This window comes from Streptomyces sp. NPDC057428 (genome assembly GCF_042803195.1).
In the GTDB taxonomy this organism is placed as follows: Bacteria; Actinomycetota; Actinomycetes; order Streptomycetales; family Streptomycetaceae; genus Streptomyces.
On sequence record NZ_JBHVCT010000031.1, the window covers coordinates 39,185 to 54,661 of the forward strand.

Here is a 15,477-nt window from a genome sequence, read left to right on the forward strand (position 1 = left end):
GCTCCTGATCAGCCGGACGGCGTCTCGAGAGTCCGGAGCAGAGCCGCTACGGCTCGTCCCAGTCCAGTCCTTCCATCTCCGTCCCGGCGGGCACCAGTTCGTAGGAGTGACCGAGCCATTCAGCCAGAGGAGGGGCGGGCATCTCGAAGAGTGCCGTCAGGTCGTGGGAGTCAAGCCGCAGCCATGCCGTGGTCCGCTCGTCCAGGTGCGCGGGCCACACCTGGACGTCACCGAGGCCGCTTATCCAGAACAGCCCCTGGTAGAGCAGGTCGCGGCCGATGAGCCAGGTGCTGCGCGGAGTGCCTTCGACGAGGAACGTCACGGACACCACCAGGGGAGCCCCCGTGTCGAACCGGAACTCGGCCTGCACGGTGTGCCGGGCGAACGCGTCCAGCATTCGGTGGATGCCCAACGACAGCACGGGAAGTTCCCGGGGTGCCGCTCTATGGGCCCGTACACCGGGTCGGTTACCGCTCATTGACGGGGTTTCCTTCCCTGTGTGGTGTGGTGGGGCGGGCGTCACACACTCTCTTCCGGCGGGTGGCAGAGCGCATCAGTCAGTTGACGGTGAGAAGCGGCCCCTGCCATCGTCGGCACGTGAACACCGGCCGACCGGGGCGGCTCCGGGGAGCGGACGCGGGCCGCCCGGAACATTGAGTCATTCGACTGTTTCGGGCGGGCCGGATCTGGACCACCCTTGAGTGGTCGCCCGCTTGCCAGTGCCGGGTGCTCATCCACGCTCGGAGGGCTCAGCCGTGAACCGTACTCCCGTCGTTTTCATCCATGGCGCGTGGCTGCACGCGCTGTCGTGGGAGCCGTGGGCCGAGCATTTCACCAGCCGGGGCTTCTCCACGTTCGCTCCGGGATGGCCCGGGGAGTCGGCGACGGTACGGGAGACGGCCGAGGAGCCCGGGGCGCTCGGGGAGATCGGCCTGGACGCCCTCACGCACCATTACGGGCGGATCGTGCGGTCGTTCCACCACTCGCCGGTGCTCGTCGGGCACGCGGTCGGCGGTCTCATCGCGCAGCATCTCGTCGGTGCGAATCTCGGCCGGGCTGCCGTCGCCATCGCGCCGGCTCCGATCAACGGCGTCCCTTTAGCGGCCTCACCCGCGCGCCTGTGGACCCCGGGCTCCGGGGATCCGGCGAGCGGCCACGGACGGACGGTGTCCCTGCCGCGCGAGCAGTTCCGGCACGTCTTCGCCAACGCGGTCGGACAGGAGGAGTCCAGCCGGCTCTTCGAGCGCTACGTGGTGCCCGCCTCGCGCCGCCTGTTCACCGACCTCGGCTGCGGCGGCGGCGCCCGGCACCCCCGGGCCTCCGCGGACACCGGCAACGCGGCGCGCGGGCCGCTTCTGCTGGTGTCCGGCCAGGAGGACCGGATGGTGCCCGACTCGGTGACCCGCGCGGTGTACAAGCTGTACGGCGACTCCCCGGCCATGAGCGATCTCAAGCAGTTCGCGGACCGTGGCCACTCCATGGTCGTCGACAGCGGCTGGCGTGCGGTCGCGGACTACGTCCTGGCCTGGCTGGACGCCCACGGCATCAACGCGGTGCCTACGGAACACTGAACGGTGCCCGCGGCGTACGGGCACGCGTGTGAGGGGTGCTTCCGCCGCCTTACTCGTGGACCAGGTCGCAGGAGATCCAGGCGCAGGCGCCCTCCAGCAGCGGCGCTCCGTCGTGGCCCGGCGACCAGTGGATGCCGCGGAACTTGTTGCCGCCCGACCGGGCGAAGGCGGCGGCGAGGTGCTGCTGCTCCTCGGCCAGCACGTTGATTCCCGGGGCGGTCGGCGGGTCGGGAGCCGCGTCAGACCAGAGGGCTGACGGGCCGTTCGTCACCCACCAGGGCGCGGCCGTACATCTCCCGGGCGAGGCCCGGATTCAGCGTGGGGTGACGGGCCCCCGTCTTCAGGTCGCGCCAGTGGCGCTGGATGACCTTCGCCCGGGAGAAGCCGCTTGCCCCGTTCACGGTGAGCAGCAGTTGTACCGCCTGGCGCAGACATGTGGAGGCGTGGCCCACGTCCATGCGCACGCGCGCCCGCTCCAGAAGGGTGGGAGCGGCCGAGGAGGCCGCCGCCGCGTCGACCGCCTCGGCGGAGCGCATGAGGTGCAGGGAGGCTGAGTCGATCAGCGTGGCCGCCTCGGCGAGAGACGCCTGGACGCTGGGGGAGTCGGCCAGGCGGGCGTGCAGGGACATACCCATCGGCTTGCCGCCCTCGACGGTCTCCAGAGTCAGCTGGAGGACGGCGCGGGCTGCCCCGAGCAGCGGCGCCATGGACGTCAGCGTCACGGACCCCGGCGGGACGCGGTACAGCGGTTCGCGGCCTTGCTCGACACTCGCCGCCACGTCGGCCAAGTTCCGCGCCCTGTGGTGGGGGATGAAGACGCCATCGGCGACGAACGTGTCGCTGCCCGTGCCGCGCATGCCCGCCATGTCCCATGTCTTCTCGATGGCCAGATCGCTCGTCCGCACGAGTGCGAGCCCGGGAACGGACCCTTCTCCGTCCGGGCAGGCCAGCGGGACACCGAGCACACCCCATTCGGCGTGGTGGCAGCCGGACGCCCAGGACCACCGGCCCGAAACCAGGATCCCGCCCTCGACGGGCTCCGCGGAGGACTCCGCGGAGCTGAACGCACCACACATCGGCACGTCCGGGCTGTTGCCCCAGAGCTCGAAGCGGGCCTTGTCCCCGAAGGACGCGGCGATCTGCTGCGCGCCGTAGGAGAGCATGACGACCCAGGCGCTGGACGGGCATGCGAGGCCCAGCTCGGCCAGGACGTCCATGCAGGCGGTGATCGGGAGTTCGTGTCCGCCCAGATGTCTGGGGGTACCGAGCCGGAACATACCGGATGCCAGCAGCGCCCGTGCGGTCGCGGGGGTGAGCCGGCTCTCCCGCTCGGCGGCGTCGGCTTCGCGGTGCAGGAGGGGAGAGAGGGCACGGGCGGCTTCGACGAGCGGACGGGTCGAGTCGGCGGTGGGCGGGGTGTTCTTCAGTGGTTCCAACCGATTCATCACTGCTCCAGCAAGGCCTAATCGGACTCGTTAGTCCACTTATCTACTCCCGATACACGGATCCGGGTGGGTGGAAGGTTCACGCACCGGGGTGGTGGCTGGGAAGGGGCATGCAGGCACAATGGATGGGTGAAATCCGTGGAGACCAGCCCCAGTCCCGTCGAGTCCGCCGCGCCCCCGCGACGGGCCGACGCCCGTCGCAACCACGAGCGCGTCTTCGCGGCGGCGCTGGACGTCTTCCAGGAGGCGGGGCTCCAGGCCACCGTGCCGCAGATCGCCGAACGGGCGGGGGTGGGCAAGGCCACCGTCTACCGCAGCTACCCCGCCAAGGAAGACCTTGTGGCGGCGGCCGTGGACAGCCGACTGGCCCACCTGCGGCGGCTGACCGCTCCCGCGCTGGCCCAGGGTGACCCCGGCAGGGTCTTCGGTGACTATGTGCTCTGTCTCTTCGAGGGCCTCGCCGACGACCGGCTGCTGTCGGAGGTGCTGGCGGACGCGGGCTTCAGGAGCGTCTCCGGACTGCTGGCCCAGTTGTCGGATCTGATGGAGGCGGCCAAGTCCGCCGGTACGGTCCGCGCCGACGCCACGGTCCTCGATCTGCGGGTGGTGCTGTGTGGCGTGGCGGTCCAGCTGATCAGGATCGCCGAGCGGGACCCCGCGCTGTGGCGCCGGTACGGCGAGCTGACGCTCCAGGCGTTGCGCCCCTGAGCTGCGGGCCGGGTCGGCCTCATCCCCGACGGCCTTCGAGCCTCGGGACCTCGATGGCCAGGTCCACCGTGCCGGACACCGCCCGGGGCAGGGCGGCGCCGAAGCGCAGGGCGATGGCGAGCATGGGTGTGTTGCCCGCGTCGGTCATCACTGTGATCGTGTGGCTGCCGTTCCGTGCCGCCTCGTTGGCGGCGCAGTGGGTGAGCAGGGTGCCGACGCCGCGGTACTGCCATCCGTCCTCGACCAGCAGGCCCAGCTCGGACACGCCCTCCGTTTCGGTGCGCATCAGATGGGAGACGGCGATGACGCCGTCCGGGTCGTCGTGGAGGCTCATGAGCCAGGTCGCGCCCAGGGCGGGGTCCGTCAGACGCGCCCACTCCGCGTGCCCGAGCCTGTGCCGCGGTGCCTGATAGCGGTGGTACCGGGACGCCGCGGTGCACCGCAGGTGCATGGCGTTGACCCGGTCGAGGTCCTCCGGGCGGCCACGGCGGAGGTGTGTCGTCTCGCCGGTCGCGACGACATGCACGCTGCCCTCGTCGAGTGCGGGGGCGGAGCGCTGGCCCGGACACATGATGTCACCTGTCAGTCGTGATGAAGTGGCGGTGCGCACAGGCTGGGGTCCGTCGATGGGACACGGCCCGCCTCATGTGTGTGACCAAACGTCTCGGCGCTGCTTGTATGTTCCCCGAGGAGATCCGAAGACATGCGGTCACACATATTTCGCCTTCGTGTCGGCCGTGGGCAGTCTTCATCGGCAGCGGCGTACCGGTCCAGGGCCGGGACGGGGGTGTGGAGAAGATGCTCCGGGACAGCGTGATCCTCTACGAGGACGGTACGCCGCGCACCCACTACGTCACGACCAGCACCGCCGTCGAGGTTGACGAGGAGGTGGGCACCGCCACCGCGCGCTCCTACGTCACGGTTTCAAGGCCGTGCCCGACTTTCCGTTGCAGCCCGTGGCCGCAGGGCGCTACAACGACCGGTTCGAGCGCCGGGACGGTCAGCGGCGGTTCACGGAGGGTCAGCTCCGCCTCAGCGGCAGCGAGCCGCTCGTTCAGTGCGGTCGGTTCGTCCCGCGGCCCCTCCACCCGACGCCGGGCCCAGCCCTCCGCACCACGCAAGGGACTTGCCGGAACTCGTGCGCCGCCTCCAGTAGGCGTTCACGGACGTCAAGGGCGTGGCGACCGCGGGCACCTCCGGCAACAAGGTGCTCGCCGACGGCGCCGGCCAGAGTGCCCTGGGCAGGCTCGACCGGGACGTCCTGTCCCAGCCGGGCCTGCGGACCGCGTTCCTCTTCGAGGGCGTCAACGACATCAAGGCCCGCACCGGCGTCACCGCCTCCGACATGACCGCCGAATACCGGGAGATCGTCCGGAGCGCGCACGCCGCGGGAAAGTGCGGGTCGGTGCCACGGTGGGGTCGTTCAAGGGTTGGTCGGAGTGGGACCCGGCGGCCGAAGCCGTCCGGCGGGATGCCAACGACTTCGTCAGAAACAGCGGGGAGTTCGACGCCGTGACCGACTTCGACCACGTCCTGCGCAGCGACCCCGAGCGTGTCCTGCCGTTCTTCGACAACGGCGACCACCTGCACCTCAACGCCAAGGGCAGGCAGGCGCTCGTCGACGCGGTGGACCTCACCGCCCTGGACTGCGTCAGCGGTGAAGGTCCCCGAGGTGGTCCAGCAGTGCGTCCCGGGTCGGTCCAGGGTTCTCGAAGACCGCGGCGTGACCGCCTGGGACCGTCTCCAGCCGTGCGCCGTCGATGCCGTCCGACAGTTCCACGGAGTGCTCGGGGGCCACGAACCGGTCGTCCCTGGACGCCACGACCAGGGTGGGCACCGCGATCCTGGCCAGGTCCTCGCGCACGTCGATACCGAGCGTCAGGGCGATCTGTTCCGCGGTACCGGGAGCGGAGTGCCCGCCGAACTGGGCGACGACCTGCTGGACGGCCTCCGTCGGCAGCGACGCCAGGTAGTTCTCGGAGAAGGACAGAGCGGTCAGGTACGCGCCCAGGTTCTCGTCGCCGCGGGCGTACAGCGACGCCCACATCTCGAGGTTGAGCCGCATCGTGGCGCGGGGCCGTGCGAAACCGACGACGGTGGCCAGACCGCGCACGGGCCCCGGATGACGGGCGGCCACCCGGACGGCGAGGGCCGCACCGAGGGAGGCGCCGGCCACCACGAACTCGTCCAGCCCGGCGTCCCGGGCCGCGTCCAGCACCTGGTCGGCGACCGTGTCGATGTCCAGCGGACCGTCCGGCAGCGGGCTCTTCCCCGACCCCGGAAGGTCGGGCATGACCACGGTGTTATCGGCCGCCAGCGCGTCGAGGAGCGTCCCCCAGCTCCCCACCCCCGTGCTGCTAGTGCCGTGCAGGAGCACCAGTCCGGGGCCGTTGCCCAGGATCTCGTAGGCGAGCATGTCCGTAGCCTTTCATCGGTCCTTTGCCACGGAAACGGAATCGGGCACCATCCGGGTTCACACACCGACGGCACCGCATGCCGCCCTCCCACGTAACGGACCACCCGGACAAACGAGTGCCTTAATGTATCTATGGTGCGCGGGTGTCTTGCTGCGGAGAGAAACCGGACATGACCGAGCTGTCGACCGAGCCCATGGCGGAGTACCGGCTCGGAGATCGACTGGACGGTGCGGGCGGGAGAACACTGGGCGCTGCTCGGCGCCAACGGTGCGGGGAAGACGACCCTGCTGAAACTGCTCGGCGCCACGCTGCACCCCACGTCAGGCAGCGTCGAGGTGCTCGGCTGCCGGCTCGGCCGGCTGGACGTGCGCGAACTGCGCGCCCGCATCGGCCATGTGAGCACCGCCCAGCACGTGCCTCCGGACGCCGACGCGTACACCGTCGTGCTCACCGGGCACAGCGGCACGGTGCAACCCCTGTGGCGTTCCTACGACGACGAGGTGCGCGAACGCGCCCGTACCCTGCTCGCCGAGTTCGATGTCAAGGACCTGGCCGACCGGCCCTACCGGGTCTGTTCCGGCGGTCAGCGGGCTCGCGTCCTGATCGCCAGGGCGCTGATGGCCGAGCCCGCGCTGCTGCTGCTGGACGAGCCGTTCAACGCGCTGGACCTCCCCTCCCGCGAGGACCTCGTGGAGACGATGCACCGCATGGCCCTGCGCCGCCCGGAGCTGGCCACCGTGACGTGACCCACCACCTGGAGGAACTGTCCCCGGCGGTGGACCAAGTCCTGCTGCTGCGTGAGGGCCGTGTCCTCGCCGGCGGACCGGCGGACGGGGTGCTGACTGGGTCGTGGCTCTCGGAATGCTTCGCCCGACCCGTGCGCGTGGCGCGACACGAGGGCCGGTGGGCGGCCTACTCGGTCGGGCTGTGGGCGGCCTGACAGCGCTTCCGGCAGGCTTCGCTCACACATATGTTGCCCGGTACGGCGGAATGTCCTGCCGGAAGAAAAGGTGTTTCGTCTGTAATCGTGCGACCGCTCGCATGTGTATGTTTGCGCGGTGCGGCGCCCTGGGACACGTATTTTAGGTTCCCTCTGCATCACCGGCTTGACGGGTGACGATGGATGCCGCCATGATGACGTCACCGCCTCAGCAGGTGATGCAGGACGGGGGGTGTGTTCCCCCGGCCCGCTTCCCGCGCCGGGCACACCCGCCGAACCACCCACACAGGGAGAGGACCGCCATGTCAGTCACCTACACCGCAGTCGTCAACGTCGACGGAGAGGGCCGCAACGGCGGCCGCGTCCACTCCAGCGACGGCCTGCTCGAGACCAGCCTCTCCGTGCCCAAGGAACTCGGCGGAGCCGGCACCTCCACCAACCCCGAACAGCTCCTCGCCGCGGGCTGGGCCGCCTGCTTCCTCGGCGCCCTCCGCCGCGCCGCCACCCTCCGCAAGGTCAAGCTCACCAGCACCACCATCGTCGCCGAGATAACCCTCACCCACGGCGACGACGGCGAATTCAGCCTCTCCGCCACCCTCAGCCCCGCCCTCGGCGGCGTCGACCAGAACACCGCCACCGAACTCGCCCACGCCGCCCACCAGATCTGCCCCTACTCCAAGGCCACCCGCGGCAACATCCCCGTCACCATCAACGCCACCGCCGCCTGAGCTCGACTCTGTCGGTGATCTTGGAGTTTCACGGTCTGGCAGCATGACCAGCGGGCATGCTCGGGGCTGTTACGAGTCCCGATGAAGTCGTAGAGGTGTCCGTTGTCGCTCTGTCCCCGTTCCGGTGAGCAGGTCCCGTCTCTGACCGTGCAGATCGCGCGTGCGAGCAACCCGGACGGTACGACAGCGATATGGGTGCGAGACCGGCTGGACGGGCCCCGGCTTCCGCCACAGTGTGCTGGCCGACTTCCGTGACCGTCTCACCGAGGGCGACCGCGCCGATCGCCTCCTCGACTGGCACTGGCCCGGCTCAAGGAGGCCGGACTGGTGCGCGAGCGCACCACGCAGCGCACCGACTCCACCCACGTCTTGGCCGCGGTGCGCGACCTGACCCGTCTGGAGCTGATCACCGAGGCGGTGCGCGCCGCGCTGGAAGAAGGGTTCCCGCCGCCCCGGCGGCGGCAGCGGGGACTCCTCCCACCGGCACATCCTGGTCACGATGCTCATGGCCGGTGAGCGCCACCTCACGCGCCGCCCCCGCGGTGTCGTCGCTGACCAGGGTGCGCCAGCCGCCCTCCCGCAGCAGCTTCCGGCACTGCCCCAGCGCGTGCACGTGGCTGCGTACGCACTCCACCTGCTCCAGGGACGTGCCGGGGACGCCCATCAGGTCGAAACGGATGGCGAGGAAGTACTCGGCGACGATGAACAGTCCCGACTCCGGCAGCAGATGGGGTGCACGTCCGCGACGCGGCCGGCCGCGGAGTTGTCCACGGGGATCACCGCGACGTCGGCGTTGTCGAGGGCACGGCGTCCAGAACCTGCTCGGAGCCCGTGCAGGGCAGCTCACGGCCATCCGGGAACAGGGCACGGGCCGCTGTCGCCGAGTTCGATCCGAGTTCGCCCTGATACACGACGGACGTCACCGATTTCAGCCTTCCGCTGGGGATCTCTGGCCGCCGGGCGGCAGAAGGTCCACCGCGAAGCGCATGTAGTGCAGTATCGGCGAACTCTGCTCGACCAGATGAACCAGAGGGTCCCGGCCCCCGCCCACCGGGAGGGGCAGAGCGTGCTCGTACGCCGCCGCGACGACGTGGTGGATCAGGCGGGAGGCCCGTCGGGCCTGGGCGGACAGGACCTCGGCGCTCCCCGTCCCGTCTGCCCGGCCCGCGAATGGTGCGCCGTGCACCCTCGCTTCCAGGCTCAGCCGCTCGTCCCGCAGCATGGCTGCCAGGCCGGCCGCCGCGGCAGCGGGCGGCCCGCCCCGCGTACGCGCTGAGGCGGAGACCGCGGCGCTGGAAGCGAGGCCGGCCAGCGCGTCGGTCAGACGCCGGGCCGCCCCGAAGGCCAGACCCGTGACCGCCGTCCAGACGAAGGCCGCGTCGTCCGTCCTGAGCGGTGTCCCCGTCGAGTACGTGGCGAAGCCGGTCGGCACCCGCACACCGTCCAGCCGGAAGGTGGGGCCGGCCCCCTCCGCGTTCCCCACGGCACGCCGGCCGCGCAGCGCTCGGGGCAACATGGCCGACGTGACCGCGAAGAGGTCAGGGGCGTCGCCCGCCCCGTACTCCGAGTCCCGCCGGGCTCCGGTGAGCGGCAGGGCCAGCCATGACCCGGGGCCGGCACCCGGCGGTAGGTGCCACTGCCCGGACAACGCGAAACCGTCCTGGACGTGCCGGACGACGGGAGGGGCACCCGGGGCCTCGGCGGGAACGGCCGCGGGCAGCGACGCGGCCCAGTTCCACGCACGCGTGAAGGCCGTCCAGGCCGCCGACGGGTCGGCGTACCCGTCGAGTTCGAAGAAGTCGAGCACCCGCGACAGGCTGGTCTCCGGCCCGACCACTCTCGGGTAGTCGCCGTGCGTGGTGGTGGTCGTCGTGTTCTCAGGCAGCTCGCTCATCAGCCTCGTGTCCTGTCGTCGTCACGACGATGTTGTCCAGTTCCTCGCCGCGCGCGAACCGGTGCAACTGGCGTCGCAGGAAGTTTGCGGTCATCACCGGGAAGGCGTCGGTGAAAGCACCCACGTGCGGAGTGACCAGCGCGCCCGGGAGGCGCCAGAGCGGGTGGTCGCCGGGCAGCGGCTCCGGGTCCGTCACGTCGAGCGCGACCCGCAGCCGGCCGGCGCGCACCTCGCGGACTACGGCAGGGGTGTCCAGCAGTTCGCCGCGGGCCACGTTCACGAGCAGGGCGCCGTCCTTCAGCAGGGCCAAGGCGCCCGCACCGAACATGCCACGCGTCCGCTCCGTGAGCGGTGCGCAGAGCACTACCGCGTCTGCCGTCGGCAGCAGCACGCGCAGCTCCGCCGCCCCGTGCACATGGCCCGCCGGGGTGGGGCGGCCGGTACGGGCCACCAGGACGACCTCGCAGCCGAAGACGCCGAGCCGGGCGGCGACGGCCGAGCCCACGGCGCCGTAGCCGACCACCAGGACGCGCTTGCCGTACAGGGTGGACCGGACTTCGGGCCGCCAGCGCGCCTCGGCCTGCCGGGTCAGGAACCGGTCGATCCCGCGTGACAGGTTCAGCAGCAGGGTGACGGCCAGCTCGGCGGTGGCCTCGCGGTGCACACCGCGCGCCGTAGCCAGCCGTGTTCCGGCGGGCATCGTGTCCAGCAGGGGCACCATGTGGTCGTATCCGGAGCTGAGGAGCTGCAGGACCCGCAGCCGGCCCATCCGGGGCAGCACCCGGCTCAGGACGCGCTCCGCGCCGGGCACCGGGGGGCCGACGAGAAGCGTGACCTCGCCCGGGTCGCCGGGAAGCGGGCCGGCACCGTCCCAGTAGTGGTAGGAGGGCCCCTCAGGCAGACCGGCGATCTGCTCCCTGCGATACGGGAGCCACACGGTCGCGCCGTCGTCCATCGTGCATCAGCTTCTTCCGGGTCTTGCGGTGCGGACGGGCACGAGCCGTGTGCCGCGTCCGCGCGCGGAAGATATCAGCGGTTCTGTCCCTGTCCGCGCGGTGGCAGGCGTCCGGGCCGCGTCGGCCGACACCCTTCCCGCACTCGCTGTGTGAACGTCCTGTCCGGAGGGCGAAGTTCACGTGAGGCCTGTCACAGGGGCGTCGGCCGGCACCTGTTCAGGCGGCGGTGGCGTTGATGGTGACGGGGATGTTGCCGCGGGTGGCCTTGGAGTAGGGGCAGATCTGGTGGGCGGCGTGGGCGAGTTCGGTGGCGGTGTTCTGGTCGACGCCGCCGAGGGCGGGGCTGAGGGTGGCGGAGAGGCTGAATTCGCCGTCGTCGCCGTGGGTGAGGGTTATCTCGGCGACGATGGTGGTGCTGGTGAGCTTGACCTTGCGGAGGGTGGCGGCGCGGCGGAGGGCGCCGAGGAAGCAGGCGGCCCAGCCCGCGGCGAGGAGCTGTTCGGGGTTGGTGGAGGTGCCGGCTCCGCCGAGTTCCTTGGGCACGGAGAGGCTGGTCTCGAGCAGGCCGTCGCTGGAGTGGACGCGGCCGCCGTTGCGGCCCTCTCCGTCGACGTTGACGACTGCGGTGTAGGTGACTGCCATGGCGGTTCTCTCCCTGTGTGGGTGGTTCGGCGGGTGTGCCCGGCGCGGGAAGCGGGCCGGGGGAACACACCCCCCGTCCTGCATCACCTGTTGAGGCGGTGACGTCATCTTGGCAGCATCCACCGTCACCCGTCAAGCTGGTGACGTGCGAAACGTATGTGCGAACGAGACACCTGTCGCTACGTTGACGAGTCACACCCACCCGTGGGGCCGCCGGGGGCGGAGTCGGACTTAAGGTGTGGAACATGACTCACCGCAAGGGCCTCGTCCTCGACTTCGGGGGCGTCCTCACCACCCCACTGGTCACCGCCGCACTCGCTTTCGAACAACGCGAGGGACTCGCCACGGGGACCCTGCTCACCGGTCTCTATCTGGACCCCGAGGGCATCCGGCTCACCCAGGAGCTGGAGCGTGGCGAACTCACCCAGACGGAGTGGAACACGGTGGCAGGTCACAGCCTCGGCATCCCGTCCGACAACCTCATGGGCCGCATCTTCGCGGACCTGCGCCCCGAGGCGTCCATGATCACCGCTGCGGCGGCGGCCCGACGGGCCGGTGTCAGGGTCGGCATCCTCTCCAACTCGGTCGGTCCGCACCCGTGGAACCTCTACGAGGGGCACGAGGTGGACCGGCACTACGACGCCGTCGTCCTCTCCGAAGAGGTCGGAATGCGCAAGCCCGACCCGGAGATCTTCCGGCTGGTGCTCAAGAAACTCGGCCTGTCCGCGCAGGAGTGCGTGTTCGTCGACGACACCGCACACCACCTGCCGGCCGCGGCGGAGCTGGGATTCGCCGTCGTCCACGCGGAGGAACCGGCGAAGACGATCGGCGAGCTGGAGGCGTTGCTGGGTGTGCCCCTGTCCGCCGGGAACTGAGCGGCGTCGGCAGTACTCGAGTCGCGCGGCGATCGGCGCGGAGGCCTGCTGACGCTCGCCGTGGCACGTGTCGGCAGGGGCCGTCGCCCGGGTACGGGGTCACCGGCCGGGGTGACCCGGAGATACCTATAGTTGTGGGGACCATCGATCCGGTGGGTGAGCTCACGGCATGCGCGGGCTCATGAGCCGTCCCGCACAGGAAGTACACACATGCGACTAGGTATGGCCCTTCCGACCTTCGGTCCGGACGCGGGCCCGGAAGGCATAAGCAAGGTCAGCCGCACCGCCGAGGAGATGGGATACGACTCCCTCTGGAGCGGGGACCGCGTACTGGCCCCGGTCACCCCGAGCGTGCCCTACCCGAGCGGCGACGGCGTGATGCCGCGGGTCTACGAGAACCACTTGGACCCTCTGGCGGCGCTGTCGTTCGCAGCGGCGCACACCAGCAGGGTCCGCCTGGGAACCAGCACGCTCAACGGCCTGTGGCAGCCGCCGCTCATGCTCGCCAGGTCGCTGACCACCCTCGACCTCCTCTCCAGGGGACGTCTCGACGTCGGTCTCGGCTTCGGCTGGATGCCCGAGGAGTACGCCGGGGTCGGCGTGCCCTGGGAGGGCAGGGGCGCGCGACTGGAGGAGACGCTCGACATCCTGGAGGGTTACTGGGGGGCCGATGACGTCTATGCCCACCGGGGGCCCTTGTTCACCGTCCCGGAGACCAAGGTGGGGCTCAAGCCGCACCAGCGGCCCGGGCCCCCCGTGCTGCTGGCGGCGTTCGGGCCACGGGGACTACGTCGTATCGGACGGCGGCTCGACGGCTGGCTGCCCGTGGCCATGCCGCTGCCGTATCTCATGGACATGTGGTCCACCGTCGTCAGGGAGGCAGAGGCGGCCAAGCGCGACCCCTCCGCACTTCGTATCGCGCTGCGCGTCAATGTCGAGCTGGCCGACACCGTGGCCGACGCCGAGGACGTACCGCGTCGGGGCACTCTGGACCAGTACATCGACTATGCGCGGGCCGCCGCCGAAGCCGGTGTGCACGAGCTGTTCGTGGACTTCGGACAGCAGTCCGTCACGGTCGGCGAGGCCGTCGACCTGGCCGGCCGCTTCCTCACCGGCGTCCGCGCGGGCTGACGGCGCGCCGACGGACCAAAACGGCGGCGCCCGGTGACGCGCACCGCCCGTGAAACGATGGCCCGCCGGGGAGCGTGAAGTCCTGCGGTGCGCCCGTCCGTCTGCGGGATGACGGAGGACCGGCGAGGGTCCTTCGACGGCTCGGTTCACATATCACCATATCGCTCGTTCGATCGGTGATCCGTAAAAAGTGATACCGCTGGGTCGGTCCGCCCTTCTCACAGGCGGGGGTCCCTGCACAGACCGTCCATGACGATGTTCAGGACACGGTCGCCGACGGGCTCGCCGCAGGTGTTCCAGACGTACGACATGAGCACGAGAACCTCGCCGGACGTGACGTCGGTACGCAACTGCTCCGCCTTCCTGCACGCGGCCAGGAGCTCGTCCAGGGCCCCGCGGACCCGCGCGGAGTGCGGGCCGTGCGACTGGAGGGCGGCTCGCACCGCCTGGGAGGCGGCGCTCCCGGTCCGCCCGTGGGCGGCGAGCTGTTCGAGCCACCGGCGCAGTGCCTCCCGGGGTTCGTGCCGGACGAGCAGGGAGGCGGTGTCGAGCAGTGCTTCGACCTCACCCGTGTACAGGGTCAGCAGCAGGTGTTCGCGGCTGGGAAAGTGCCGGTACACCGTGCCCGGGCCGACCCCGGCCAGTTCGGCAATGGGCTTGAGCGTCAGGTTTGGGTCCTGAGCGAGGGCATGGCGTGCGACCGCGATGATGCGTGCGCGGTTCACCTCCGCGTCGTATCGCATCGGGCGACGGGTGGGAGGCGTCATCGGGCGGTCTCCGATCGGTGACAGTGGGTGTCTCGCCGCCGGAACGGTCACACCCGCGCCCACGGCGTCGGTCAGACGGCGTGGATCGTGCCGGTGCCGTTCCGTCACTCGGTCCTTCGGCCGACAGCTCCGCGTACACGCCGTCGGGTCCGGTGGACGTGGCGGCGGTGAGCATGAAGTCCTCGGCAGGCACGCCCGAACCGGCGTCGTCCACGGTGACGAGAGCGAACGTGTGTGTGGCGGACCGGCGGGCGGGTGCGGCGACATGGCCTGCCTTCCGGTGAAGGAGGGAAAATGGAGGAGGGGCTACGGTAACAGAGCAGGTTGCTGCCGTGGATAGATACATGTGGACACCTGAGTCGTGGTCCGCCCCCCCTGTGGAATCCCATGTTTCCAGCCTATGCGGGCCACGGGGCCGCGTCTTTCTGGCGGACGGTACGACCATGACCTCGCCCCGTCAGGCGCTACTCGCGGTGACCACCTTCGTGCGGGAGGACCTGGAGGACGACGCCGAGTGGGAGGCCCTGGTCGAGTTCGGCCGGGAGTTCCGCACCGATCCGCGGGGCGGCAGGACATCCACGCGAACCTTTGGATGGCCAACATGGATTTCGAGGACTTCTCCGCCATAGCCGCCGAGGACCCCGAGAACGTGTACCGGTCCTCGTGGGACGCGGCGGCCTGAACACAGACAGAGAGCGGTTCTGCCGATGTCCGCCATCCGTCTCCTCGACGATGGCGACCGCCCTCTTCGACGAGGTCCTCGCCGCCGCACCGGATCCTTGGCTTCCTGGAGCGCAACTCAGTGAGTGGCCTGGGTGGGCGCGGTCCTCTTGCGGGCACGGTAGGCGGCCGCCTTGATCTTGTTGCCGCACGAGTCCATGTCGCACCACTGCCGCCGCTTGCCGCGGGACAGGTCGATGTAGACGCGGGTGCACTCGGGGTTGCCGCACTCCTTCATCAGGGGCATGTCCGGCCCGCTGAGGAGCTCGACGGCGTGCCGGGCGACGGTGGACTGAGCCTGCTCCGGTGTCGCCTCGGTCCGGCGACCCGACGGGGTGAGCTGTGGCGTCGCGGGAGCCTTGCGTGCGGCGTCGTTGAGCACGTCGAGCGCCCTCTCGTCGAACTTTTCCCCGAGGCGTCGGGCTGTGACCAGCTCGTATATGGCCTCTCGTACGATCGTGGCCTGCTGAATGTCGGCCTCCTCACCGGGGAGGATCGTGTCGATGATGCCGGACTCCAGGTACCAGGCGTCCAGCCGGTCAGGGGTCACGAACATCTCGAAGCGTTTCGAGCGCCGGGCACGCAGGGTGGCGGCGAAGTCGAGGGCGGGGTTGCCGCAGACGAAGACATGATTAAAGTCCACGTCACCATTTTGACAGGTGATTGTGGTGGGCCGCAAGAAC

The 15,477-nt window shown here is 70.3% G+C and carries 15 protein-coding genes and 3 pseudogenes; 7 read left to right on the forward strand and 11 right to left on the reverse strand.

Going from position 1 to position 15,477, the window contains the following annotated elements:
* Positions 1 to 46 precede the first annotated feature (46 nt).
* Positions 47 to 421 (reverse strand): SsgA family sporulation/cell division regulator, encoded by a 375-nt coding sequence (locus ACFU5K_RS15030; RefSeq protein ID WP_384060997.1) that lies wholly within the window; start codon positions 419 to 421, stop codon positions 47 to 49.
* Between the two features lie 334 nt (positions 422 to 755).
* Between ACFU5K_RS15030 and ACFU5K_RS15035 the strand changes: the two genes are divergently transcribed.
* Positions 756 to 1,571 carry an alpha/beta hydrolase gene (locus tag ACFU5K_RS15035; protein ID WP_384060944.1) on the forward strand — a complete coding sequence of 272 codons (816 nt, stop codon included), beginning with the start codon at positions 756 to 758 and terminating at the stop codon, positions 1,569 to 1,571.
* Between the two features lie 49 nt (positions 1,572 to 1,620).
* Here the strand turns inward: ACFU5K_RS15035 and ACFU5K_RS15040 are convergent, their stop codons facing one another.
* Positions 1,621 to 1,773: a flavin reductase gene (locus ACFU5K_RS15040; protein ID WP_384060947.1), complete on the reverse strand. Its 153-nt coding sequence runs from the start codon at positions 1,771 to 1,773 to the stop codon at positions 1,621 to 1,623.
* 37 nt (positions 1,774 to 1,810) lie between these two features.
* On the reverse strand, positions 1,811 to 3,016 hold the full coding sequence (locus tag ACFU5K_RS15045) for an acyl-CoA dehydrogenase family protein (protein ID WP_384060950.1): 1,206 nt from the start codon (positions 3,014 to 3,016) through the stop codon (positions 1,811 to 1,813).
* A gap of 129 nt (positions 3,017 to 3,145) precedes the next feature.
* Here ACFU5K_RS15045 and ACFU5K_RS15050 point away from each other — a divergent pair, with 129 nt between their 5' ends.
* On the forward strand, positions 3,146 to 3,724 hold the full coding sequence (locus ACFU5K_RS15050; protein WP_384060953.1) for a TetR/AcrR family transcriptional regulator: 579 nt from the start codon (positions 3,146 to 3,148) through the stop codon (positions 3,722 to 3,724).
* 19 nt (positions 3,725 to 3,743) lie between these two features.
* Here the strand turns inward: ACFU5K_RS15050 and ACFU5K_RS15055 are convergent, their stop codons facing one another.
* Positions 3,744 to 4,295 (reverse strand): GNAT family N-acetyltransferase, encoded by a 552-nt coding sequence (locus ACFU5K_RS15055; RefSeq protein WP_384060956.1) that lies wholly within the window; start codon positions 4,293 to 4,295, stop codon positions 3,744 to 3,746.
* Positions 4,296 to 4,880: 585 nt separating this feature from the next.
* Here ACFU5K_RS15055 and ACFU5K_RS15060 point away from each other — a divergent pair.
* Positions 4,881 to 5,380, forward strand: a pseudogene (locus ACFU5K_RS15060) (GDSL-type esterase/lipase family protein); the annotation flags it as partial.
* On the opposite strand, the gene ACFU5K_RS15065 reads toward ACFU5K_RS15060, so the two are convergent.
* Positions 5,376 to 6,140, reverse strand: coding sequence for an alpha/beta fold hydrolase (locus ACFU5K_RS15065; protein ID WP_384060959.1), 765 nt, complete (start codon positions 6,138 to 6,140; stop codon positions 5,376 to 5,378). The pseudogene ACFU5K_RS15060 and the gene ACFU5K_RS15065 overlap by 5 nt on opposite strands.
* Before the next feature lie 216 nt (positions 6,141 to 6,356).
* Here ACFU5K_RS15065 and ACFU5K_RS15070 point away from each other — a divergent pair.
* Both ACFU5K_RS15070 and ACFU5K_RS15075 read left to right on the forward strand, forming a co-directional pair.
* A pseudogene (locus ACFU5K_RS15070) lies at positions 6,357 to 7,081 on the forward strand (ABC transporter ATP-binding protein); the annotation flags it as partial.
* A gap of 302 nt (positions 7,082 to 7,383) precedes the next feature.
* The gene (locus ACFU5K_RS15075) at positions 7,384 to 7,809 is read left to right on the forward strand and encodes an organic hydroperoxide resistance protein (RefSeq protein ID WP_384060961.1); all 426 of its coding nucleotides are present in this window, start codon (positions 7,384 to 7,386) and stop codon (positions 7,807 to 7,809) included.
* Between the two features lie 442 nt (positions 7,810 to 8,251).
* Here ACFU5K_RS15075 and ACFU5K_RS15080 read toward each other — a convergent pair.
* The 4 genes and pseudogenes from ACFU5K_RS15080 to ACFU5K_RS15095 form a co-directional block, all read right to left on the reverse strand.
* Positions 8,252 to 8,732, reverse strand: a pseudogene (locus ACFU5K_RS15080) (prephenate dehydratase domain-containing protein); the annotation flags it as partial.
* Between the two features lie 5 nt (positions 8,733 to 8,737).
* A complete protein-coding gene (locus tag ACFU5K_RS15085; protein WP_384060963.1) occupies positions 8,738 to 9,703 on the reverse strand; it encodes a hypothetical protein in 966 nt (321 codons plus the stop codon).
* Positions 9,687 to 10,658 carry an NAD(P)-dependent oxidoreductase gene (locus ACFU5K_RS15090; protein ID WP_384060965.1) on the reverse strand — a complete coding sequence of 324 codons (972 nt, stop codon included), beginning with the start codon at positions 10,656 to 10,658 and terminating at the stop codon, positions 9,687 to 9,689. The genes ACFU5K_RS15085 and ACFU5K_RS15090 overlap by 17 nt, the downstream gene beginning before the upstream one ends.
* Before the next feature lie 217 nt (positions 10,659 to 10,875).
* Entirely contained in the window at positions 10,876 to 11,301 is a 426-nt protein-coding gene (locus tag ACFU5K_RS15095) for an organic hydroperoxide resistance protein (protein ID WP_384060967.1), read from the reverse strand.
* A 245-nt stretch (positions 11,302 to 11,546) separates the two neighbouring features.
* On the opposite strand from ACFU5K_RS15095, the gene ACFU5K_RS15100 reads away from it, so the two are divergent.
* Together ACFU5K_RS15100 and ACFU5K_RS15105 are read left to right on the forward strand one after the other, a co-directional pair.
* Positions 11,547 to 12,176, forward strand: coding sequence for an HAD-IA family hydrolase (locus ACFU5K_RS15100; RefSeq protein WP_384060969.1), 630 nt, complete (start codon positions 11,547 to 11,549; stop codon positions 12,174 to 12,176).
* Positions 12,177 to 12,398: 222 nt separating this feature from the next.
* Positions 12,399 to 13,307, forward strand: coding sequence for a TIGR03619 family F420-dependent LLM class oxidoreductase (locus tag ACFU5K_RS15105; protein WP_384060971.1), 909 nt, complete (start codon positions 12,399 to 12,401; stop codon positions 13,305 to 13,307).
* A 218-nt stretch (positions 13,308 to 13,525) separates the two neighbouring features.
* Here ACFU5K_RS15105 and ACFU5K_RS15110 read toward each other — a convergent pair whose 3' ends face one another.
* Positions 13,526 to 14,050, reverse strand: coding sequence for a TetR/AcrR family transcriptional regulator (locus tag ACFU5K_RS15110; protein WP_384060972.1), 525 nt, complete (start codon positions 14,048 to 14,050; stop codon positions 13,526 to 13,528).
* An 823-nt stretch (positions 14,051 to 14,873) separates the two neighbouring features.
* A complete protein-coding gene (locus tag ACFU5K_RS15115) occupies positions 14,874 to 15,437 on the reverse strand; it encodes a CGNR zinc finger domain-containing protein (RefSeq protein ID WP_384060974.1) in 564 nt (187 codons plus the stop codon).
* Positions 15,438 to 15,477 lie beyond the last annotated feature (40 nt).